Source organism: Streptomyces sp. SAS_272 (assembly GCF_052543235.1).
Map to the genome: position 1 here is coordinate 148,466 of NZ_JBMNDR010000002.1, position 18,558 is coordinate 167,023.

18 protein-coding genes and 1 pseudogene are annotated in these 18,558 nt (G+C 69.3%); 15 read left to right on the forward strand and 4 right to left on the reverse strand.

Translation table 11 applies throughout. From position 1 onward, the window contains the following. Window positions 1-103: 103 nt before the first annotated feature. The 9 genes from ACN6LD_RS02270 (at window position 104) to ACN6LD_RS02310 (ending at window position 9,807) form a co-directional block, all read left to right on the forward strand. A complete protein-coding gene (locus ACN6LD_RS02270; protein ID WP_319191349.1) occupies window positions 104-883 on the forward strand; it encodes a calcium-binding protein in 780 nt (259 codons plus the stop codon). Window positions 884-1,297: 414 nt separating this feature from the next. Then, window positions 1,298-1,966, forward strand: a complete 669-nt coding sequence (locus ACN6LD_RS02275; RefSeq protein WP_319191347.1) for a Crp/Fnr family transcriptional regulator — start codon at window positions 1,298-1,300, stop codon at window positions 1,964-1,966. A gap of 92 nt (window positions 1,967-2,058) precedes the next feature. Continuing rightward, window positions 2,059-2,892, forward strand: a complete 834-nt coding sequence (locus ACN6LD_RS02280; protein WP_319191345.1) for a hypothetical protein — start codon at window positions 2,059-2,061, stop codon at window positions 2,890-2,892. Beyond that, the gene (locus tag ACN6LD_RS02285) at window positions 2,885-5,125 is read left to right on the forward strand and encodes a hypothetical protein (protein WP_445042368.1); all 2,241 of its coding nucleotides are present in this window, start codon (window positions 2,885-2,887) and stop codon (window positions 5,123-5,125) included. The genes ACN6LD_RS02280 and ACN6LD_RS02285 overlap by 8 nt, the downstream gene beginning before the upstream one ends. Next, the gene (locus ACN6LD_RS02290; RefSeq protein WP_319191342.1) at window positions 5,122-6,195 is read left to right on the forward strand and encodes an SPFH domain-containing protein; all 1,074 of its coding nucleotides are present in this window, start codon (window positions 5,122-5,124) and stop codon (window positions 6,193-6,195) included. Before ACN6LD_RS02285 ends, ACN6LD_RS02290 begins: the two co-directional genes overlap by 4 nt. Further along, entirely contained in the window at window positions 6,188-7,639 is a 1,452-nt protein-coding gene (locus ACN6LD_RS02295) for a DUF4407 domain-containing protein (RefSeq protein ID WP_445042369.1), read from the forward strand. The genes ACN6LD_RS02290 and ACN6LD_RS02295 overlap by 8 nt, the downstream gene beginning before the upstream one ends. Before the next feature lie 87 nt (window positions 7,640-7,726). Further along, window positions 7,727-8,278: a Pycsar system effector family protein gene (locus ACN6LD_RS02300; protein WP_319191338.1), complete on the forward strand. Its 552-nt coding sequence runs from the start codon at window positions 7,727-7,729 to the stop codon at window positions 8,276-8,278. Window positions 8,279-8,396: 118 nt separating this feature from the next. Then, the gene (locus ACN6LD_RS02305) at window positions 8,397-9,383 is read left to right on the forward strand and encodes a hypothetical protein (protein WP_445042370.1); all 987 of its coding nucleotides are present in this window, start codon (window positions 8,397-8,399) and stop codon (window positions 9,381-9,383) included. After that, on the forward strand, window positions 9,376-9,807 hold the full coding sequence (locus ACN6LD_RS02310) for a hypothetical protein (protein ID WP_319191334.1): 432 nt from the start codon (window positions 9,376-9,378) through the stop codon (window positions 9,805-9,807). Before ACN6LD_RS02305 ends, ACN6LD_RS02310 begins: the two co-directional genes overlap by 8 nt. Window positions 9,808-10,018: 211 nt before the next feature. On the opposite strand, the gene ACN6LD_RS02315 is transcribed toward ACN6LD_RS02310, so the two are convergent. Beyond that, the gene (locus ACN6LD_RS02315; protein WP_319191332.1) at window positions 10,019-10,426 is read right to left on the reverse strand and encodes an NUDIX hydrolase; all 408 of its coding nucleotides are present in this window, start codon (window positions 10,424-10,426) and stop codon (window positions 10,019-10,021) included. Window positions 10,427-10,684: 258 nt separating this feature from the next. On the opposite strand from ACN6LD_RS02315, the pseudogene ACN6LD_RS02320 reads away from it, so the two are divergent. After that, window positions 10,685-10,812 (forward strand): annotated as a pseudogene (locus ACN6LD_RS02320) (site-specific integrase); the annotation flags it as partial. A 9-nt stretch (window positions 10,813-10,821) separates the two neighbouring features. Here the strand turns inward: ACN6LD_RS02320 and ACN6LD_RS02325 are convergent. Next, complete coding sequence (locus ACN6LD_RS02325; RefSeq protein WP_319191330.1) at window positions 10,822-11,292, reverse strand: ArsI/CadI family heavy metal resistance metalloenzyme; 471 nt, start codon at window positions 11,290-11,292, stop codon at window positions 10,822-10,824. Between the two features lie 80 nt (window positions 11,293-11,372). On the opposite strand from ACN6LD_RS02325, the gene ACN6LD_RS02330 reads away from it, so the two are divergent. From ACN6LD_RS02330 to ACN6LD_RS02350, 5 genes are all read left to right on the forward strand, one after another. After that, window positions 11,373-11,753 (forward strand): ArsR/SmtB family transcription factor, encoded by a 381-nt coding sequence (locus tag ACN6LD_RS02330; RefSeq protein ID WP_319191328.1) that lies wholly within the window; start codon window positions 11,373-11,375, stop codon window positions 11,751-11,753. Continuing rightward, window positions 11,750-12,511 carry an MIP/aquaporin family protein gene (locus ACN6LD_RS02335; RefSeq protein ID WP_319191327.1) on the forward strand — a complete coding sequence of 254 codons (762 nt, stop codon included), beginning with the start codon at window positions 11,750-11,752 and terminating at the stop codon, window positions 12,509-12,511. The genes ACN6LD_RS02330 and ACN6LD_RS02335 overlap by 4 nt, the downstream gene beginning before the upstream one ends. Beyond that, complete coding sequence (locus ACN6LD_RS02340; RefSeq protein WP_319191326.1) at window positions 12,511-12,933, forward strand: arsenate reductase ArsC; 423 nt, start codon at window positions 12,511-12,513, stop codon at window positions 12,931-12,933. Before ACN6LD_RS02335 ends, ACN6LD_RS02340 begins: the two co-directional genes overlap by 1 nt. Beyond that, on the forward strand, window positions 12,930-13,433 hold the full coding sequence (locus ACN6LD_RS02345) for a GNAT family N-acetyltransferase (RefSeq protein WP_319191324.1): 504 nt from the start codon (window positions 12,930-12,932) through the stop codon (window positions 13,431-13,433). The genes ACN6LD_RS02340 and ACN6LD_RS02345 overlap by 4 nt, the downstream gene beginning before the upstream one ends. 96 nt (window positions 13,434-13,529) lie before the next feature. Next, entirely contained in the window at window positions 13,530-13,859 is a 330-nt protein-coding gene (locus tag ACN6LD_RS02350) for a CHAT domain-containing protein (protein ID WP_319191322.1), read from the forward strand. A gap of 149 nt (window positions 13,860-14,008) precedes the next feature. Here ACN6LD_RS02350 and ACN6LD_RS02355 read toward each other — a convergent pair whose 3' ends face one another. Continuing rightward, window positions 14,009-16,681, reverse strand: coding sequence for a hypothetical protein (locus ACN6LD_RS02355; RefSeq protein ID WP_445042371.1), 2,673 nt, complete (start codon window positions 16,679-16,681; stop codon window positions 14,009-14,011). Next, the gene (locus tag ACN6LD_RS02360) at window positions 16,674-18,071 is read right to left on the reverse strand and encodes a hypothetical protein (RefSeq protein ID WP_445042372.1); all 1,398 of its coding nucleotides are present in this window, start codon (window positions 18,069-18,071) and stop codon (window positions 16,674-16,676) included. The genes ACN6LD_RS02355 and ACN6LD_RS02360 overlap by 8 nt, the downstream gene beginning before the upstream one ends. Between the last annotated feature and the right edge of the window lie 487 nt (window positions 18,072-18,558).

Genomic DNA, 18,558 nt, shown 5'->3' on the forward strand with positions numbered 1-18,558 from the left:
CCCGACGACGTCAACTCCCTTGAGCCCAGGGCGAAAACAATGTGCTGAAACCTTGGCCAAAGCATTACGCTCCCCCTGATTCACCGACTCAGGGGGAACACTCATGCGCGCAACCATGCGCCTCGCTCTGCTCGGCACCGGCATCGCGCTGGTCGCCACCGCGACCGGTGCCACCGCCGCCCAGGCGACCGACGGCGGCGCGGGCGACATCAGGATCGACAAGGTCGTCGTCAACGGCGGCAAGCCGGTCGTGGTCGGCACCACCAGGGTGGTGTCCGCCAAGGTCTCCGTGACCGCGACGGACGACTCCGGCATCGCCAAGACCACGTACATCAGCGCCTTCGGCCCGACGCCGAACTTCGCGCAGGTCTGGGACGACGACATCACGTGCGTCAAGAAGAGCGCCACCACGTCGACGTGCACAGGCACGCTGACGTTCGACCCGACGGCGGCCACCGGGTTCGTCGGCAACAGCGCGGCGGGCACCTGGAAGCTCGGCACGCTGGTCTCCGCGAACGACTACGACTACATCCACCGGGACGCGGCCACCACGTTCCGGGTGCAGCGCGACGCGCGGCTCACCACGAACGCCACGCCCGAGCCCGTCAAGAAGGGCAGGACCATCACGGTCACCGGCGTGCTGTCCCGGGCCAACTGGGACACCAACAAGTACGCGGGCTACGCCAAGCAGAAGGTGATCCTGCAGTTCCGTAAGAAGAACTCCAGCACGTACACCAACGTCAAGACGGTGACGTCGTCCGCGACGGGCTCCCTGAAGACGACGGTCAAGGCGACCCAGGACGGCTACTTCCGCTACAAGTTCGCCGGCACGTCGACCGCCCCGGCCGTGGCCGCCGCCGGCGACTACGTCGACGTCCGATAACCACCCCCGACCCAGCCCACACAGGCCCAGACGCAGACAGGCCCCCCACGCACCCGCGGGGGGCCTGTCCTGTGCGCGCTGCACGTGCACCTGGCCGTCTTCGACGGCGCCTTCTGCGGGCCGTGCCCTTCGCTGCCGCACTGCGCCGCCGCGGGGCCCAGACGGCCGTCTCCGCACGGATTCCGGAGACGGCGAGGAAGGCGGCGATCCACCGCCGGCTGACGGCCCGGCGGTCCATCAGGTCAATTCCGGCTGCGAAGCGAGGAAATAGGCCACATGCCACCCCGGCTGTTTTCCGGGACACGATTCGACGGCAACATGGTCAGGCATTTGAACGGCCCACTGTGCTGCCAAGTGAGATCGTCGGGGGTGTTGGTGAATCACGCGTGGCCGCCGTCCACCTTTCTCGGCAGGTTGCGGAATGCCACACGGGACGAACTTCTACGGCAGGGCACTCCGATCACCTATCCGCCGCATCGGACCCTGCTGCAGCAGGGTGACGACAGCCGGCACGTCCTGCTGGTCACGAGTGGTGTCGTGAAGGTGGTCGCCAGCACGGAGAGCGGCTACGACATGCTGCTCGCCGTCCGTATAGCGGGTGACCTGGTCGGCGAGATGGCGGCCTTCGAGGAGCGCCCCAGGTCCGGCACGGTCGTGGCGTGCAGCGACGTGACTGCCCGCATCATCCAGGTGCGGGCGTTGGAGACCTTCCTCGCTCACCACCCGGACGCCGTGCGGGCCGTCCTCCACATGCTGTGCGCCCGGCTGCGCTGGGCCAACCGGCGCAGGATCGACTTCCAGGCCTACGACTCGCTGACCCGACTGGCCCGGGTCCTGGCGGAGTTGAGCCAGGCCTATGCCCAGCCCGCGCCGGACGGTGACGGCAAGCGGTGCGACCTCGGGGTGACACTCACGCAGAAAGAGCTCGCGTCGTTGGCCGGCCTCGCTCTCAACACGGCCGAAAAGAGTCTGGCCGCCCTGGCCGCCAAAGGCCTGGTGGAGCGCAGTTACCGAAACATAACCATCTGTGACGTTCCGAAACTGCTTGAATTCGCCAAAGTCGTGGCCGACAACCCGTATTGATACGGGATCACTCCACGCGAACGCTCCTAGCCTCTCGGGCAGCACTTCGTGGGCCCTGTCCGCCCACGCCCAGCTCAGAGAGGAATGATCCGGTGCTTGAGTGGTCCGGGTTCTGTCACTGCGCCTGTATAGCCGTGGACGCGCAGGCCTACGGCAGCAAGAACGACCGAAGTCAGTCCGAAATCCAGCATGACCTGCCGCGATTGCTCGACCGAGCGGCCAGGGGCGCCGGCCTGGACCGTGCGCAGTGGCAGATCCAGCGCAAAGGCGACGAACAGCTCGCGGTGCGTCCCTTGGACGGCACCGAGCCACGGCTGGTCGACGACTACGTCCGCCATCTCGTCGCCGAGCTGCGCCGGTACAACGCCCAGCGCGTGCCCGAGGCCCGGATGCGTCTGCGGGCGGTGGTCCACCAGGGACTGGTGGAGATGGCCGAAAACGGCTTCGCCGGTTCGGCGGTGGTGGCCACGGCGCGACTGCTGGGCGCGGATCAGCTCTACGACGCCCTGGCCACGCACCCCGAAGCCGACCTCGTGCTGTTGCTGTCCGACGACGTCTTCCGGTCCACGGTGGCGGGCGGCCACACGACCCTGTCCACCGATGACTTCACCCGCGTCACCGTCCGAGTGAAGGAGTACGAGGCATCCGCCTGGCTGAGCGTGCCCGCACTCGCCGTACCGACCCCCGCGCCGCGTACACCCGGAACAACGGAGGAGGGGCGGTCCGCCTCCGCTGTTCCGGCGTCGGGTCCGCCCGCGGGGGACCGGCACGGACCGGCCGCCGCGGACCCGGCCGCCGCAGATCCGGTCGCCGGGGGAACAGGGATCAGCAACGAGTACCGGGCCGAGAGCATCAACGTCACCAACGTGGCGGGCTCCGTGGACGCCCGGGGCGCCGTCTTCGGCTTCGGGAGCGCCGGTGGCTGACGCTTCGGACCCGGACGAAGCGCCGGCCGTACCGCACGTGCCGGAGCCCGACGCCCCGCCCGAGGCCGCAGACGAGGATCTCGGCCCGGATACCGGCAAGGACATGGCCGCCGGGCGGCGCAAGGAGCCGGACGAGCGGGAGGACGACGACCGGGGCTTCGACGAACTGCGCCGCGTTCACCAGCTCGTCAACAACAACTTCTACGGCGTCGTCGACGCCTCCGGAGCGGCATTCGGCTTCGGCGCGGCGTCGTCCCCCGGACTCGCCCCCGGCACCATCGAGCGGGAGGAGGTGGACCAGGCCCTGCGGTTCTACGTCCCGCCGCAACCCTGCTTCGACGAGGCTCTCGGCAAGCTGCGCGAAGACGCCCTCGTCGTACTGACAGGCCAGGACAACAGCGGTCGGGGCACCGGGTCCCTCGCTCTGCTCAGAAGGATCCTGGGCGAGGACGTCGGGCCGCGCAGCCTCTCGCCGGCCAACGCCCTCGCCGACCTGGCCGCTTCGAAGGATCTCAAGCCTGGGCAGGGGTACGTCATCCTCGACTACGTCGGAGAGCGGCGTCCCGAGGCCGTACAGGCGTACGACATCGGGCGGTTGAGCGAGGAGCTCAGCCGCAAGGGGTCTTTCCTGGTGATCACGGCAGGTGACACGGCCCGCCGCCGGCTGGCGCTGCGGGACCATTGCGTGTCCTGGCAGGCTCCTGACCCGGAGGAACTGTTCGAGCACTGCGTGGCGCAGCTGCCGGACGCCGTCCTCGAGCCGGGAACCGAGAGGGAACTGCGGGAGCGGGTCAGCGAACAGCGGCGGCCGACGGACGTCGTCGCAGCGGCTGTGGTCCTGTCCCGGGACGGCGCGGAGAAGGCGCTGGACACCCTGCGGGACCGCTACCGGGAGCGGGTCCAGGAGTGGTTCCGGGAGCGGCCGAGTGCTGAGGACCTGCTCCCGCTCGCTGCCCTGGCCTTCCTGGAGGGCATCCCGGAGCGGACGTTCGAGAAGGAGTGCGCCGCCCTCGCCACGCATGTGCGCAACTGGGAGCAGAGCGGCGAGACGCCGATCGCGGAGCCGGACGGATCGACCGCGGCGCCGTCGGCCGGTGCGGTGGCCGGCCAGTCCCGCGCCCGGTGGCGAGAACGGGCGGTGGGGCTGGTGACGACCGAGCACAGGCTCGGCCCGATCCCCGGCGACGGGCGCAGTGAACGGTGTCTGGTCTTCACCTCACCCCGCATCCGCGAACTCGTCATCGCGGAGCTGCACGACCTGTACGGCTACGAGCTCTGGTATCCGCTGCGCCAATGGCTCGGCGAACTGGCCCTGCTGGGCGACCTGGACACCCGCACGGAAGTGGCCCGGGGTGTCGCGCTGCTGGCCCGGAACGCGCTCGTCGAGGTCGACGAGAGCCTGCTGACGGTGTGGTCCGAGGGGCTTACCAACCAGCGGGTGACGGCCGCGCTGACGCTCCAGTTCATGTGCGACGTCGAGCATCTCGCCCCACAGGCCCTGAGCACGGTCGTGAGCTGGGTGGACAACCGAGGCGCGGGGCGTGCCGTGACGGCGGCCATGGCGCTGACGGGTCGCCTGGGCTCGCTCTACCGCCTGGAAGCACTCAAATGGCTGTGGTTCCTGGCGTGCCGGGGCGAGCGGGTCGCCTTCTCGGCCCGCCACTCCCTGGTGCTGCTGCTGCAGACCGCGGAACGGGAGCCTGAACGCGCCCTGCTGATCCTCCGGTTCGTACGGACTGTGATCGTGAAGGCGCCGCCGGGTTCCCGGGAGCGGTCGATCGCGCTGAGGATCGCCGTCCAACTCCTGGAAACCACCCGGCTGGGAAGCGCCGAGCCCGCGACCGCGGCACTCCTGCGGAGCGTTCCGGACAGCGCCCGCCATCTCGCGTCGCTGTGGGCGGACGTCCTGCACAGCAGCAACCGCAGCCGGGCGGTGAGCGCGCTGTGCCGGACGCTGGTGCAGTTGCGCGACGACCCGTCCGTCACCGCTACCGTCCGCGAACTCGGCGAAGCCATGCGGAATGCCATGACCCCGAGGCAGTGGACCGCGCTGCGCCACCACCTGTCCCTCGCCCTCCGGCACCCCGACTACGCGATGCCCGATGCCGGCCGTCTGGTCCAGGTGCTCCTCGGATCACTGCGCGGCCAGGCGTCGGCGGACTCCCGGCGCTCCACCGCGTCCCTTCCTTCCAGCGTCCCCTTCCCTTCCGCTCAAGGAGGCCGAAGCAAGTGAACTACCCGGTCATAGCCGAGCACATCCTGGCCACGGTCCAGGGCGCCTGGTGGTCTCGACGTCGCCGTCGCGACGGCGTGCCTCCGCTGCCGCCCGGCGCGGTCCATGTCTTCCGGGTCGGCGGGAACTACCGCACCTTCTCCGAGGGCATGGTGTTCGACCCGTCCCACCCCGACGTCCTCGACGCCACCTCGGTGAGCCTGGTCGACACCCGGGCACGCCTGGTCGATGTGGAGCGCACACTGCCGTCGGTGAGCGAAGCGGACAACTTCACCCTGCGAGCGTCCTTCACCTGCCAGGTGACCGACCCGACCGTCGTCGCCCGGCAGGGGGTCATCGACGTCACCGTTCCCCTGCGTGCGTACCTGATGGGCGACTGCGACCTCCCGAGGGTGAGCGCCGGACACCGCGTGGAGGAGATCAACGCGGTGCGCACCGAGGCCGGCCACCGCATGACCGCCTACAGCGCGATCGTGCCGCCGCGTGTCGCCGGTATGAGCATCGAGTTCGTCAGCGCCGAGGTGCACGCCTCGCAGGAGCTGCGGGACTGGGAGCAGAAACTGCGCGATGAGCGGCGTTCCTGGGAACTCCAGCGTGGACAGCGCGACTTCGAGACCCAGGACGCGCTCCGGATCGCGGAACTGCTCTCCCACGGTTCCGACCACGTCGACGCCTTCGGCATCGCGCGCAAGGAGATCGACGTCACCGAGGTGGCGTCCCGCATCCACCGGATCGCCGAGGAGGAGTCGTCCCGCCGGCAGAAGGCCGAAACAGGGGAACGGGCCCACACGCAGTCACTGGAGACTGCGGAGGCGCAGATACGCCGCGAGATGCTGTTGACGCTGCTGCGACAGGCCGCCGGCAGCGACTACGTCGACTACCACCAGATGCTGGACCAGGTCCTGCGGGAGACGGGCGGTCAGCCGGTGCCCGGCATCGGAGCCGCCGCGGACCCTGCCCGCATGGTCGAGTCGGGACAGGCACGACCCGGCCGAGCGGCAGCGGCCCGGGACGGTTCGCGCGCCCCGGAGGGCGGTTTCGTCAAGGACGAGGACGATCTCGTTGACTGACATCCAGACCGACCGTACGACGACCTCGGCCTCCGGCCCGGCGGATGGTCCGGGCACCGGCGACGCGGCTGCCTCCCCTGCTGCGAACGGCCGGCCCGCTGCCCGCACCCCGGGCGGGGCGACCCCGGCCCGGACCACTGGTGAAGAGTCCCGTGACCGCGCCGCCGGCCGCCTCGGCCTCGACGCCGCACGACGTCTGCGCACCCTGACCGGCGTCGACGAGGAGCTGCTGGACAGGGTCGGATACGAGCGGAGCAAGTACACGGCCCTCGGCGGGGTCGTGCTCGGGACCTCTGTCATCGCGGCGTTCTCCATGTGGAACTTCGCGACGGAGGCGCTCGGCAGGGTCTCCGCAGCGGCGCTGGTCCCGACCGTCATCTGGATGCTGTTCGTGCTCAACCTCGACCGCTGGCTGGTCACTCCCCAGCCGAACGCGCGACGACAGGTCGGGCCCCTCCTCACGCGGCTGCTGATCGCTCTGATGCTCGGCGCGGTGATCGCGGAGCCTTTGGTTCTGCGTATCTTCCAGACGGCCGTCGAGCAGCATGTCGCGGACGAACGTACGCGTGTCGTCGACGAGCTGCGCACGAACCTGGTCCGCTGCAACCCCGTACCGTCCACGACGCGGATCGACGTTCCGAAAGGCTGCGGAACGACGTACATCCTCTCCTTCGGCGCGACGCCCGGCGAGCAGGCCGAGGAACTGGCCGCCCTGCGCTCGGACGCCGCCACGCTGCAGAAGCGCGTGGACGTGGACACCACCAGACTGGAAGCCATCGACTCCGAGGTACGCGACGAGTGCCGCGTACTGATCCGCATGGCCTCCACCGGCCTGTACCAACGGACGTCCGAGTGCCAGCGCCTGCGGGGCAAGGCGCGCGACTACCGGACCACCCATCACACCGGTGAGAACGAGAAACGGCTCGCCGGCATGCACAACACCATCTCCGGGATCGAGGCCGGACTGACCTCGTCACGCACCGCGTTCCTCAAGACCCGGGCCGACGGCATCGAACGGCGGCTGGACGCCGAACGCGCGAAGCAGAAGGAGATCGGCGCCCTGGAACGGATCCGGGCACTCGACGAACTCGCGAGCGGGAACGCGGTGCTGTTCGTCGGCATCTGGCTCGTCCGCCTGCTGTTCGTCCTGCTCGACGTGCTCCCCGTGCTGGTGAAGTACCTGAGCGGTGAGACCGCCTACGACCGGATGCTCACAGGCGAGAGCAACAGCGCGGTGAAGATCCACAGCGAGGAGGTACGGCTCGCCGAGCGCCAGGCCATGGCGAACTTCGAGATGGGACAGGACGCCATCGAACAGGAGGTCCGACGCCATCGTGTCGAGTCGGAGGCGGCGTTGCGGGAACACACGGCAACGATGAACATCCGGGTCCGACAGGCAGTGAACGCGCTGGAGGACGAGATCCGCCGCTCCTCGACGGTCTGACGTACCCGGCAGCGCCAGGAACACAGCACCACGGCCGTCCCGCACCCCGGGGCGGCCGCCTGACACCGACGGACAGGAGGGGGAGGCATGACCACACCCGGAGGCGGCGCCGACACAGAGCCCGACAACCACGACGACACCGGCGCGGCGCCCGACCGGGGCGCGGAACTCGCCAGGATTCTGCTGTCCGAGGCCCGTGAGGAGCTCGCGAGGGCCGACAACAAGGCCGGCCTCATACTGGCGGCCATGGGCGCGACGCTGACCGCCCTGTTCGGTGCGATCGGCAGCGGCCTCATCGCCCCACGGCACTACCCGGTCGTACCGCAGCTCCTCCTCTGGGTGGGCTGCGCCGCCTGTGCACCGGCCCTTGTCCTGCTGGGCCTGGCCGTGACACCACGGCTCGGAAGCCCCCACCACTCCCGAGGCCACTACTTCGGTGACGCGCGGCTGGCCGTGTCGCTCGCCCACCTGGAGCGGACGGTGCGCCGAACCGACCCCATGTCCCGTGATCTGAGCCAGCTCGCGATCCTGTCCCAGATCGTCTGGACCAAATACCGCTGTGTCCGCCACGCACTGGCCTGGGGCACGGCGTTCTTCACGTTCACGCTGGTGGGCATCGTGACGGGAATGTCGCTCTAGTTTCACGATGTTTCCCGGTGTTTCCCGGTTTCTCCCTTCTGGCTGTTGCCCATGGGCACAATGTGAACGGGCGAACCTGCTGATCGACGAGGGTTCCTGTTGCACCGCGGAGGGGTTCGTGCCGTTCTTCATACCGATCGTGCTCATCGGCGTCGGTGTGGCGACCGGCGGCAGCGGGGTCGCCGTCGGCGGCAAGGGCGTCTACGACCTCAGGCGTTCGAAGGCCCGGCAGGAGGAGGCGGGCCAGGTCTACGAGCGACGCCTGGCCCAGGCCGAGGACGCACTGGCAGCAACGAACACCGCCCTGGAGACGCTGGGCGAGCAGCAGAGGCAGGCGCTGGTCGATGTCGTCCTGCGCATGGGCGACTTCTTGCGTCGCCACGAGCGGCAGGTGCGCGAGAGCGAGCGGTTGCTGGTCGAGGGCATCGACGCCACCATGACCAAGGTCCCGGGGCTTCATGGTCTCGATGTCGACGCGATGGCATGGATCGGCGGGGCTCTGGGCTCTGCGGCGGCAGGCGCGGGAGCGGGCGTCGGGATCACGGCGGCAGCGAGCAGCTTCGGAGTCGCGAGCACCGGCGCGGCGATCTCGGGCTTGGCGGGCGCCGCGGCCGAGAGCGCGACCCTCGCCTTCCTGGGCGGTGGTTCGCTCGCATCGGGCGGCGGCGGGATGGCTCTGGGAGCCACGGTGCTCAACTTTGTCACCGTCGGACCCGCTCTGCTCGTCGGTGGACTGCTCGTCAAGGGCCAAGGAACCAAGGCGCTCACCCGGGCCAGGGACTTCGAGGCAAAGATCGCCGTGGCGGTCGCTGAACTCGACGAGACCGGCGCCCGCCTGAAGGGCGTCGACGCCCGCTCCGCGGAATTGCGCGAGTTGCTCGCGGACCTCACCTGCAGGGCGCTCGAGGCGCTGGACCTCCTCGAGTCCGAGCCGTTCGATCCGCCGAAGCACGCCGCGCGCTTCCAGCGGGCCATGACACTGGTCATGGGGGTCCGCGACGTTGCGGCGACTCCGATCGTCGACGCCGAGGGCGAGCTGGACGAGCGCAGCGCGGACCTCACCATCAGGTACCGACCCTTGATCGAGGAGACTCACGATGCCTGACCAGCCCAAGGTGCATGTCGGCAAGGTCTTCGAGGCGGCCAGGGGCCCCCTACGCGCGATGGACGGGTTCGCCGCGCTGAACCAGATCGTCGAGGCCGCCCGTGAGTGCATCCACGTCCATGAGGTCGAGAGCACCAAGCGAGCCCGGATCGAGGCCTACGAGGCCACGGAGGTCGCTCGGATCCGGGCCGCCGAAGCCATCCTCAAGGACTACTTCGCGCAGGCGTTCGCGGAACGGCGCCACCTCTACGAGGAGATGTTCGCCCGCCTCGACACGGCACTCGAGGACGGCAACGGCGAAGTGCTGCACACCGTCGTGCGTGGGATCGTCGACATCGCCAAGAGCTCTCCGCTCGCGGACATCGGAGACCTCTCCCAGGTCCGCGCGGCGCTGGACGACCCGGACCAGGTCTGGGACCTGTGACTGACGGCATCGCCGCATCAGGACCAGGGTTTCCCGCACAACCGACCGGATCGGTCCGTTCCCTGTCGGACGGTGCGCCGGCCCTCGCCCTCCGGCCGCAGGCCGCCGTCCGAGGCAGCCGCGTTTAGCTGTGCTGCTGTGCTGCTGTGCTGCTGTGCAGCAGTCACCAGGCCACCAGGCCACCAGGTCACCAGGTCACCAGGTCACCAGGTCACGAAAGCTGCCCGCCCAAGTGCAGTGCGTCAAAGACCATCTCGTCGACGGCCGAGACCCGGTCCCGATCGGCGTACCGGAACCACGCCTTCTCGGCGATCTCCCTCGACGGGGTCAGCTCACCGCGGTGATCGGCGGTGTAACAGATCATTCTGAAGGGGCCGTGATCCGGATGGCCCTCGCCGATCTCGAAGGTTCCGAAGTGCACCATGGAGCCGGGGTCGATCACCGCCCGTAGTTCTTCGTCGATCTCGCGCACCAGGGTCTCGCTGTCGGACTCGCCGGTCTCACGGTGACCGCCCGGGAAGTAGAAGCGATCTCTGCCGTGACTTCGTGTCACCAACACGCGATCGCCTCGAACCAGCACCCACGCCACCTTCTCCGGCACACCGTCGCCATTCGCCATGGCCCGGGACCGTAGCGCAGGCCGCCGTCCGCGTCAGCACGGTCCTCGGCCCTACGACCAGCCCTGTGACCAGCCCTATGACCACAGCCCTGGAGAAGACACCTTCCCCGCGCCAAGCTCCGCACGTCCGTCCGTCCGTCCGTCCGGCCGCTCCGCATGACCCGCTGACGGGCAGCGCGCCTGATGCTCACTCGCCGACCCGCGGCCCACTCCCGGCCCCCAGCAGGGAGACGGGAGCGGTACGGCGGCGATCAAGTGATCTTGCGACTCGTGGGACACCTGGGACGGCTGTGAAGGAGGAGGTCTACCGGAAGCAGATCCGGCCCCTCATCCAGACCGGGGCCGTCGCCGGGGACGGCATCTTCGGCGCCCGCTCGCGCCGGTAGTGCGGCTGGTCAGCCGCAGGAGCACCCGACAGCGGCCGGGGCCTCGTCGGTGGCCTGGCCGGTGCAGCAGGCGTCGCCGGTGGCGTCGGGGTCGGCGCTCTTGCCGAGGGTGTCGGCGTCGGCCTTGACGACGTAGACCTCCCACGGTTCCTTGCCGGGACCGTGGACCCACACCTTGTCCTGGAGGGCGTAGCAGCAGGAGGTGTCGTTCTCCTCGAAGGTGGCCAGGCCGGCGTCCTTCAGGCGGATGGTGGCGGCGTCGACCTGGTCGGTGGAGTCGACCTCGACGCCGAGGTGGTCGAGGCGGGTTTCCTCGCCGGGCTCGCCCTCGATCAGTACGAGCTTGAGAGGGGGTTCGGCGATGGCGAAGTTGGCGTAGCCCTCGCGCCGCTTGGCCGGTTCGATGCCGAAGAGCTTGGCGTAGAAGGTGATCGATGCTTCGAGGTCGCTGACGCGCAGGGCGAGCTGGGCACGGGACATGACATGACTCCGATCTGCTTGCATTGATGTCTGTCGATATAGAGCTTGCGCCTTGGATCGAGAAACGTCAACATAGAAGAATGCGGAAGCAGGAACTTGTGGTGATCGGGCAGAGCGACGGCCCCGCGGGCTGCTGCCCCGGACTGGCCACCGGCCCGCTGGATGACGTCCAGGCGGCCGACCTGGCGAAGGTCTTCAAGGCGCTGGGCGACCCGGTCCGGCTGCGGCTGCTGTCGATGATCGCTTCGCGGTCGGGCGGCGAGGTCTGCGTGTGCGACCTGACCCCGGCCTTCGAGCTGTCGCAGCCGACGATCTCGCACCACCTCAAGCTGCTGCGGCAGGCTGGTCTGATCGACTGCGAGCGCCGGGGCACGTGGGTGTACTACTGGGCGGTGCCCGGCACCCTGGACCGGCTGTCCGCGTTCCTGGCGACCGCCCAGACGGCTGAAGCGAGCGCGTGAGCGCATCGCTCGGCCGCCGGACCCTCGCTGAGGCGGTGGGGTCGGCCGCCCTGGTCGCGGTAGTGGTGGGCTCCGGCATCCAGGCCACGGAACTTACCGATGACATCGGCGTCCAACTGCTGGCCAACTCCCTGGCCACCGTATTCGGCCTGGGGGTGCTCATCGCGCTGTTCGGGCCGGTCTCCGGCGCGCACTTCAACCCCGTGGTCACGCTTGCGGCCTGGTTCACCGGCCGCCGCACCCCCGACGGGCTGGCCCTCCGGGACCTGGCCGCCTACCTTCCCGCACAGACGGCCGGGGCGATCGGCGGCGCCGTCCTGGCCGACGCCATGTTCGCCGAGCCGCTGGTCCAGTGGTCCACCCATGACCGCTCCGCCGGTCACGTGTGGCTCGGCGAACTCGTCGCGACCGCCGGGCTCGTCCTGGTCGTCTTCGGCCTCACCCGCACCGGCCGCGCCCAGCTCGCCCCTGTCGCCGTGGCCTCTTATATCGGCGCGGCGTACTGGTTCACGTCCTCCACGTCGTTCGCCAATCCGGCCGTCACCATCGGGCGCGCCTTCACGGACACCTTCGCCGGCATCGCACCCGCCTCGGTCATCCCGTTCATCGTGGCCCAGCTCGCCGGTGCCGTCATCGGCCTCGGCTTGGTCGCCGCCGTCTTCACCCACCCCGCACCGGCCCGGACGAGCGCTGTCATCACCGACGGCGAACCCGAACTCGCCGCTCCCTGCCCGACCCGCCCAGAAAGACACCCGTGATGTCCACTCCTGACGCGCGCCCCTCCGTCCTGTTCGTCTGCGTCCACAACGCCGGACGCTCCCAGATGGCCGCCGCCTTCCTCACCCACCTGGCGGGCGGCCGTGTCCAGGTGCGCTCCGCCGGTTCCGCCCCCGCCGACACCGTGAACCCGGCCGTGGTTGAGGCCTTGACGGAAGTGGGCATCGACATCTCGGCCGAGGTCCCCAAGGTGCTCACCGTGGAGGCCGTCCAGGCGTCCGACGTCGTCATCACCATGGGCTGCGGCGACACCTGCCCGGTCTTCCCCGGCAAGCGTTACCTCGACTGGGAGCTCCCGGACCCGGCCGGGCAGGGAGTCGAAGGGGTCCGCCCGATCCGCGACGAGATCGAGAAGCGCGTCCGCGGCCTCGTCGACGAGATCAGCCCGGCGGCCCAGCCATGAGCGCGGTGGGCGGGGTGCGCATTGCCGAGATGGGGGCTGAGCACGCAGACGCCGTTCTGACGATCTACCGACTCGGCATCGACGAAGGCAACGCCACCTTCGAGACCACCGCCCCCACCTGGGAAGAGTTCGACGTCGCCAAGCTGCCCCGACACCGTCACGTCGCGCTCGACGACACCGGCGGGGTGCTGGGCTGGGTCACCGCGGTGGCGGTCTCCGACCGTTGCGCCCATGCAGGCGTCGTCGAACACTCGGTGTACGTCCACCCGGCCGCACGCGGCCGTGGCATCGGAGGGGCCTTGCTCCGCGCCCTGATCGCGTCGACCGAGGCAGCGGGCGTGTGGACGATCCAATCAGGCGTGTTCCCCGAGAACACCGCCAGTCTCGCTCTCCATGCGCGGGCCGGGTTCCGCGTCGTCGGCACGAGGGAGCGCATTGGCCGGCAATGCGGCGTGTGGCGGGACGTCGTGCTGATCGAGCGTCGCAGTAGAGCCATCTGACCGCCCACGTGAGCCTGGACACGGGGGAGCTGCACATCCGTCATCAGCTTCAGCGCGTCCGCCGGCGTCTCCTCCACACCGACACGGCCAAGACGGATGGACTCGGCCCAACTGGCCTACCTGTCAGCGTGCCGAACAGCGTTCATGGAATCCGTGGAGCTGATCGACGAGGCCATCCATCTCACATCGGCCTTTCAGCTCGCGGGTTTTCCCCACGTCATCGGCACCCTCTGGGAGATAAACGACGAGGTGGCCTCGCATATGGCAGCTGACTTCTATGCTGAGCTCGGCGGGGTCACCGACCAGCATGGTGGCCTCGACACGGATGCGGCGGCCCGTGCTTTGCACCACACTGTGCGCAAGGTCCGTGATCGCTATCCCAAGTCCCCCTACCTCTGGGCGGCCCACCTGCACGCAGGGATCTGAACGCGGGCGGTGTCGCCGCTGAGACGCGGCATCACATGCATACTGCTGTCGATGCCGCTCGCACCTTGGTCTCGACTGATCGTGAGTGCGCGGTGATCGGGTGTCCGTGACGCGGATCTTCCGCGATGGACATGTAAAAACTCCCCAGGCTATGGCTCACATTGTGGTGGACGGGGTCCAACCAGGCCGAGGTCCGACAGGACTTGGTGAGCCAGTTCGAAGGGCTGGTTGCGGGGGCCGTGGGGGACGGAGGCGGCGGATTCGAAGCCGCGCTGTGCGGCGAGGGCTCTGGGGCCTACCAGTCCGGTGAGCCGGTAATGCCGCCAGAGGGGAATCGGCCGGCGGGCATCGACCACGATGAGGTCGGGGCGACGCCAGACGACCAGCGCCCAGGCTCCCCCGCCGGAGTCCGAGCCCGAGTCGTCGGCCCAGGCCCCGACGAGGGGCGCATCCTCGGCGGCACCGACTGCTTCGAGTGCCACGAGCGCGGGGTTGCTGAAGCGGCCGGTGACATGGAGAAGGAGTCGTCCGTGGCGGTGTACGTCGCGCCCCTTCTCGGTGAGGGACCATACGGCGTCAGCGAGGGGATCGTCCTGGACGACGTCCGACGCGACATCGAGCACGGCGGCCTGGTCGACGGCTGGGCCGAAGGCTGTGTCGAGCAGCGCCGTGTATTCCGCGACGTACGCGGAGTCCACTGCGGGAAGCAGGTGACCGACTGCCTGGGAGGCTTCGTTGAAGGCGAGTGTCTCAGGGGTGATCTCGTAGCGTGGGGCGTGGCTTCGTAGCACGGCGAGGGCGACTGCGGCGAGGCTGCCGACCTGCGGCTCGATCCGCTCGGGGAGATCGTTTCGGTTCAGTGCGCGAACGGCCCGAGAGAGCAGTGGCAGCCAGTCGGTGTGTCCCGGGGGCCAGGCGCCTGCCGCGACGGTCCACAAGGTCAGCCGGACGACGAGCATGCGCTCCGGAGGGCCCAGTTGGGGAGAGAGGGCGACGAGGCGCTCCACCCAGCGCCGGTATCTACGGCGGACTTCCTGGTCGGCCTGCCGGAGGTCGGGCAGGATGATGGCGTTCGCTTCGGCACAGGCTGCCTCGGGGTCGTGTTCTGCTGCCACGGCCTCGGCGTCGTCATCGTCGAGGGCGGCTTCGATGTCGTCGGTGAACCGCTCGTCCCAGGAGACGGGCAGCAGGTCCTGAAAGGGCGTGCTGTTGTCGGTGGGCAGTGGGAGCCCCAGCGCGAAGCGAGTGAGCGGGTGTCCGATGCGTCCGGTGCATTCGTCCAGGTAGCTCTCCCAGCCGTCCTCGTCGCCGTCCAGCGGGGCCGTCGCGGCCGCACCGCTGGTGCTGCTGCTCGCGGATACGCCCGCTGGGGTGGGGGTCAGTCCCGTACGGAGGGTTTCCAGGTCGCCCAGGAATCGTTCGGCGAGCCGGGGGTCCGCGAACAGGTCGGGTGGCCGTGTCGTGGGGGTCTGGGACTGGGCCGGGGTCATTCGGCGCAAGGCGCGGTCAGGGTCGACGACGAACACGATGTTGCCGAAGCTTGGTACCCCGTCGCTGTCGAGGACGACCAGGCGCACACGGCTGCCCGCATCCGCCGGAGCCGTCACCGTCAGCGTGGCCTGTCCGGACGGGATTTCGGCGATACGCTCCCATGCCTCCGGCGGTGCCGCGGCCTGAGACAACTCCAGGTGAGCGGTGTCGGGGAGAGGCCGGGCCACGCTGATCTCCAGGCCGTCCGGTACGCGTAGAGCACCGAGCAGCAGTGGCCCACTGCTGGCGATGGGGCGGGGAAGGGGCGGGACCGTGTGCAGCCGGGCGGCGGGCTCGTCGCTGCCGTCCGGAAGGAGGGTGGCGGTGATGGGAGCGATGATGCCGAGTTCGCAGTTGCCGCCGTCGCCCTGGGAAAGCAGCAGAGCCGCGGCGGAGAGGTTCGGGCTGCCGGTCAGGGCCCACCGCTGCCCCTCGGAGACCCACTCGACGAGTTTCCCATGGCGGTACCGCTGGTCGTTGTCGCTGATGACGCGTCCGTCGTACTCCTTCACGAGGGCGGCGACCGACGGACCGTCGAGATCACTGAGCCCGGGCTGGTAGGCGAGGGTGAACCGGCTCGGACGGAAGCGTTCGAGCAGCCGCCGCAGTGCCATCGAGCGCCGGTCGTAGAAGGGCGCGAACACGGCCAGTTCGTCGACGGGCCCCTGCGGCAGCTGATCGATGATCGGCGAACGCAGACTGCTGACGACGCGGACCTGCGACGCCGCAGGTGTCCTGTCGCGGTGGAGCCGGTCCAGTAGCGCTGCGACCCGACCCAGCGCCTGTGGCACTCCGGCGGAGAATCTCACCCATTCCGGTAGGCCGCGCAGCCATGCCGACAGCTCCGGAACCGCGGTGGGACTCTGCTCACCGTCCACCCGCAGAACCGTCCACAGTTCGGCGTTGGCCTGCCACCCGGCCAGCGTGGTGTTGCCGGAGCCGAGGGCGATGGTGGCGTGTTCCGGTCCGGCGAGGACGAACAGCTTGGGATGGAAAGCGGGACCGTAGGCGTATGCCAGACCGGCGAGGTAGCTGCGGCCGGCCCGCCGGACGGAGCGGGGATCGTTCCGGGCCATGGAGACGTCTCCCACCACCGTGACGCGTGCGCCGGTGGCCTGGGTGACGCCGAGGGCGACCTCCTCGAAGAAGCCGAGATCGGCGGTGAAGCTGAGGAAGAGTGCTTCTTCCAGGTTCCGCCCGCCCGCGCGCTCCTCGTCGAGGATGAGGGTCAGCGGAGAGGCGAACGCGGTTGGTGGCTCCACCACGACCGGTGCCGGCGCGGTCTCAGTCAACGAGAGCCCTCCCGCTACTGGTCACCGACCAGTGCTGGTCGTCGTAGTGCAGCACGCCGCAGGTGGCCAGGACGGTCCCGAGCTGGTCCAGCCGTAGCCCGACGTCACCGCGCCCCTCCTGGCTCGTCCGGTACAGCAGCCCGCCCCGCTCGTGCAGCCGGGTCGGTAACCACAGCGTGCCGTCAGCACGTCGGCGGGCCTTGGCCAGCGCGATCCGCTGCGACCGCGCCACCAGGTCGTAGGTGAGTCGGCGGGCGACATCGCGCAGTCTCATGGGCCGCGCCTCGTCAAGCCGCCGCTGGACCCATTCCGGGCCGAGTTCGACACCGCGTTGGCCAAGGAACGCGTCCTGGACCCGACCGGTGAGTTCGGCCACCCGACGGGCACTGGTGGCAAGCACCCGCAGTTCGGCGAGGGGCAAGGGATCACCCGCCCACCTCAGGTCGTGCTCGGCGGGCAACGGCGCTCCGGACGTGCTCTGCGTCGCGGGGAGGGAGGACAGGAACGCGTCCACCGTCATGTCGGGAAGCTCCGCTGCAAAGCGGTCGGCCACTTCCTCGATCGGCACCAGCCCGTCGACCTGCTCCACGAGCCAGGACCACAGGCGGCGCCACGCTCCGACGGAGTAGTTCCGCAGCACCGCTCCGCGCCAGGCACCGGCCGCGTCGATGCCGCAGGTCACGGGATCGGTGGTCAGGAAGTCGCCGAAAGCGAGCACATGGCCGATGTCGCGGGTGAAATATCGGACGGGATGTGTGGCGACCACACGAGCCAGAAGCTGAATCGTCTGTCGTCGCGCTGCCGAGCGGGAACCTGCTTCGGCCGGTGCACCGGGCTTGCACATGAGGTTCGCCAGCCACACCCCGTCAGGATGCTCACCGCCCACACACACGCACAGCCGGTCCCCGAAAGAGGCGAGATCATCCACGTTCAGCGTGTCCTCGGCGGTCAGTTCGAGCAGCCCGCCCAGCCCAGCTCGTAGTGCCCCGGTCTCCAACCGCGGTCCGGGAACCGGCATGGGGCCCGCACCGAGGATGCCGAGCGCGACCTCGGATCCGGCGTACGGTGCCCAGAACCCCCACGAGTTGCCCACATACCCGTCCTTGCCCGGGACCTCGGCCTCGGACATGGTGACCGTGCCGGCGTGCAGCCGCCGGGCCAGGGCATCGACCCCGTGAGCACGCGGCAGCCACTCCAGAGGCTGCGGATGATGCGCGAACGACACAGCGGCCAAAGCCACTTCCGCGCGGCGCAGCAGAGTCTGGGCGGCCGAGACCGTCAGGTCTTCCGCATCGGCTTGCGCCGCGATCAGCCCGTGCAGTGCGTAGTAACGCCCGTGCGGCGTCTGCGTGGTCACCCCGGGGACCAGGTGATCGACCATGCGCGCCACATGCCGCTCCACCGAGAGCGGATAACGGCCCGCGGCGACGTCCAGTCCGGGGCGGCTCCAGCCGGGTCCGTCCACGAGCTCCGGTGTCTGCCCCTTCTCGCCGACGGCGGCCATGCGCTCAACCATCGGACCGAGAGCGGTTGAACACCGCTGGCCGGTAGGTGCCCCGCGCAGTGAACCCTTTTCGGCAACACGGACCGCGGCTGTGCTCGACCATTTCCCGCTGCCACCCCCCTCAGCGCTGTTCAGTCGGGAAACTGATCCGTCATTCTGTCGCATCTCTCGGGGGAGTGGCACTTCGGATGTGAATCACCCAGCTGGACGAGACAGCTCGATGCGGCGACTCTCATCAGGGTCTGATAACCGCCATTATCAAATGAAAAGGGATGTGAATTGCATCAGACGCGAGAACTCGCCTCTCCGCGATAGGAGCCGCCGGAGCAGGCAAGATCCGGCTGCTCGCCACGTGGGCGAGCCGTCCAGGAGC

Bases quoted from the DNA above. Each gene is read 5' to 3' on its own strand.
- ACN6LD_RS02315 (WP_319191332.1), bottom strand. From the start codon at position 10,426: ATGGCGAATGGCGACGGTGTGCCGGAGAAGGTGGCGTGGGTGCTGGTT.
- ACN6LD_RS02345 (WP_319191324.1), top strand. From the start codon at position 12,930: ATGAGCGCGGTGGGCGGGGTGCGCATTGCCGAGATGGGGGCTGAGCAC.
- ACN6LD_RS02350 (WP_319191322.1), top strand. From the start codon at position 13,530: ATGGACTCGGCCCAACTGGCCTACCTGTCAGCGTGCCGAACAGCGTTC.
- ACN6LD_RS02300 (WP_319191338.1), top strand. From the start codon at position 7,727: ATGACCACACCCGGAGGCGGCGCCGACACAGAGCCCGACAACCACGAC.
- ACN6LD_RS02310 (WP_319191334.1), top strand. From the start codon at position 9,376: ATGCCTGACCAGCCCAAGGTGCATGTCGGCAAGGTCTTCGAGGCGGCC.
- ACN6LD_RS02270 (WP_319191349.1), top strand. From the start codon at position 104: ATGCGCGCAACCATGCGCCTCGCTCTGCTCGGCACCGGCATCGCGCTG.
- ACN6LD_RS02340 (WP_319191326.1), top strand. From the start codon at position 12,511: ATGTCCACTCCTGACGCGCGCCCCTCCGTCCTGTTCGTCTGCGTCCAC.
- ACN6LD_RS02325 (WP_319191330.1), bottom strand. From the start codon at position 11,292: ATGTCCCGTGCCCAGCTCGCCCTGCGCGTCAGCGACCTCGAAGCATCG.
- ACN6LD_RS02330 (WP_319191328.1), top strand. From the start codon at position 11,373: ATGCGGAAGCAGGAACTTGTGGTGATCGGGCAGAGCGACGGCCCCGCG.